Raw genomic sequence first — 2,633 nt, 5'->3', positions numbered from 1 at the left:
ACCGCCATTACGAACCTGATGAACAATTTCATTAATATCAGGACCAGAGCCAAAAGCACCTAATATGTTATCTTTTAAAAATCTTTCTTGGATTTGTGATTCAGATAATCCTTCAGCTCGCCATTGTTTTAATAAAATTAATCCTCTTACTCCTGATAAATAAGGGTTAGATATAATGTTTGACGGTATCCAATCGCTTCCGGAAGCATCATAAATATCCCAATCCATAAAGCGGTGATTTTTGGCATTATCGGTTTGACCTTCTTGAATTCCTTCAAGCATCGAACTTGCATAAGATGAGACTAACTGGAAATATTCATCGGCAGATAAATTGCCTGATTGGTATAATTCATATAGTTTTTTACCTGCTTCTTGTTCTTTCTGTATATATTCATTATAAACATCCTTTCTACACTCATCTGTTTTACATTCATTATATTTTTCTTCTAATTTATCAACTTCATCCACACCTACAATATTTTTGATTTTTTCATGAAGTTTCTTCCCGTCTTTATCAAGTTTTTCAACCCCACGTTTGTTACTCAATAGATTATTCTCAACCGCATTTTTACCACCAGCAATAGCGGTATTAATATCCTGAGCATCACCACCTAATGCGGCAATAGCCAGTCCGGTGGCCAGTTGGGCGAGTGCGCTGACTTGTTGTTTTTCATCCTGAGTTAATTCATCTATACTTTTATTCGGATAAAGAATACTGGCAATGACTTCTGCGCCTCGCTCACTGACCGCTGCACCAACTCCGCCAACAACAGCTGAGTTACCTTGTAGCTCGGCAACCACGGCCCCAAGGATGGCATGACTGATAGTGTTAGCGACCTTATTGTCACCGGTTTGCTGCTTGATTATTGTGGCCAGTTTTGGTGCCAATGCACCAGCTACCGCACCGGTCATGTCGCCGGTGATTAAGCCATTGATGATATTAATCGCCATGTCGATGCCTTGACGGGTATTACTTCCCATCGCTGACATGCCTTCATTCATCGCTTTGTCGTAGGCTTCTTTATATATTTCTTGTTGTTCTTTGTCGGTTAACGGTTTATCGGATTTTTGTCTTTTGTCTTCTACCGCTTTTTTCGCCTCTTCTGTCGCTTTAATGCGGTCTATGGTGTTGAGCATGGTGAGTGTTTCACCACTAATTTCACTCACTAACCGGGTTTGGTCTATTTTGCTTTGTTCTTTTTCTTTATCAAAGATATGCTTAAGTTCATTACTGGCATGCTCAGTATCCCGACTTAACTCATTGATATCCTGCTTTTGTTCATTCTCATTGCGGATGATGATGGTGCCTTGGGACACCGCTGAATGCGTTATCGATTGTTCATTGTCTTTTTTATTATAACCGGCTGGCATTGATGGCATGCCAACGGTGCTGACGCCAACACTGCTGCTGCTGACTTTATAATCCGCTTGGTTTTCGATATGATTTTGATTAGTGGATAGTTGAAAAAGTGAGGAACTAAATCCACCGGACGAACTTAAGCTTAAGTTTGAGGTGGTCAAGCAGATGACTGCTGACGAGCAGAAGTCAATAAAAGAGATTTTAGATGCGATGATTTTAAAACATCAGGCTAAGCAGTTGCTTGGTTGATTAAAACCGAGCGAGCTAAACAAGAGAAGTAACACAACACAGTAAATAATAGCGCAGGTTAACGGTGTACCACCACCGCTAATCTGCTAACCACAACTAACTATTATGGAGTTAACTATGGCTAAGACACATTCTAAGCTAAAATCAGCTACAGGCAAAGAGCCTGCATCGCAACCCAACGAACGGTTTTATACCATCGGCTACGTGCCACAAGGCATAAAGCCTAACCCCAGACCACAACTGACCATTAAAGGGCGTTGGCTGGAGCAATTCGGCTTTTATGTAGGCTGCCCTGTTATCATTAAGATTGAACAGGGCAAGTTGATTGTTGAACTTGATTTATAGGCTTGAACAACAAAAATAATTGCTTAATTTAAAGGATAAATTGATGACAAAATAATTTGTCATCTTTTAACAAAAATAAACAACCTACATTCCGGATAACCTTTAGAATCAACCTATTTCATACTCTATTGAAGTATTAATTGCTTTTATAACTTCATTAACCTTTTCCAAAAAGCATAGACATTCATCTGGTATTTGGTATTTAAAATAAATTTTTATTAAAAAATTATCTCTTCCTACAGCATCAGGAAAATATTTATATATATTTTTACTTTCAATAACATTGATATAAACATTTAGTTTTTCTTGTAATTTAAATAAATGAGATTCATAAGGGAGATCCCAAGTTAAATGATCAGTTAATCCTAATTCAACTAAATTTTTATTATTTTTAGGAATTCCAATCATATCTAATTTATTTATTTCTTCTATAGACATACTATTAATTACCTTTTAGTTATCAGGTCTAACTACCTCTACTTTTGTTGGAGGTATTTTGGTTCCCCCTTCAAATCCAGGTTTACCATCACCAATAATTGTACCCCCATTTTTTTCCAAGTCTGGGAAACCAACTTTTTGATTAGGTGTTAATGTGGCTTTATCAGAGCTTTTACATTCTATACATGTAATATTACCATTTTTGTCTTTACCAATCATATCTAATCTTATTTTAGTACCA

3 protein-coding genes and 2 pseudogenes are annotated in these 2,633 nt (G+C 37.1%); 2 read left to right on the top strand and 3 right to left on the bottom strand.

What is annotated here, in order from left to right:
• The coding region (locus tag A9G03_RS12915) for a VENN motif pre-toxin domain-containing protein (RefSeq protein WP_442903119.1) at nt 1–912 on the bottom strand (912 nt) is incomplete at its 3' end.
• A 562-nt stretch (nt 913–1,474) separates the two neighbouring features.
• On the opposite strand from A9G03_RS12915, the pseudogene A9G03_RS12910 reads away from it, so the two are divergent.
• Both A9G03_RS12910 and A9G03_RS11140 read left to right on the top strand, forming a co-directional pair.
• Nucleotides 1,475–1,609 (top strand): annotated as a pseudogene (locus A9G03_RS12910) (helix-turn-helix domain-containing protein); the annotation flags it as partial.
• 117 nt (nt 1,610–1,726) lie between these two features.
• Nucleotides 1,727–1,954, top strand: coding sequence for a SymE family type I addiction module toxin (locus A9G03_RS11140; protein WP_065799242.1), 228 nt, complete (start codon nt 1,727–1,729; stop codon nt 1,952–1,954).
• A gap of 108 nt (nt 1,955–2,062) precedes the next feature.
• Here A9G03_RS11140 and A9G03_RS11135 read toward each other — a convergent pair whose 3' ends face one another.
• Together A9G03_RS11135 and A9G03_RS12580 are read right to left on the bottom strand one after the other, a co-directional pair.
• Nucleotides 2,063–2,392 (bottom strand): DUF6572 domain-containing protein, encoded by a 330-nt coding sequence (locus A9G03_RS11135; RefSeq protein WP_065798225.1) that lies wholly within the window; start codon nt 2,390–2,392, stop codon nt 2,063–2,065.
• Between the two features lie 15 nt (nt 2,393–2,407).
• Nucleotides 2,408–2,633, bottom strand: a pseudogene (locus A9G03_RS12580) (S-type pyocin domain-containing protein); the annotation flags it as partial.

The sequence above is a fragment of the Gilliamella sp. wkB171 genome (genome assembly GCF_001693755.1).
GTDB lineage: Bacteria > Pseudomonadota > Gammaproteobacteria > Enterobacterales > Orbaceae > Gilliamella > Gilliamella apicola_F.
The sequence above is the reverse complement of the archived record's forward strand: the minus strand, read 5'-3'. Positions and strand labels throughout refer to the sequence as shown.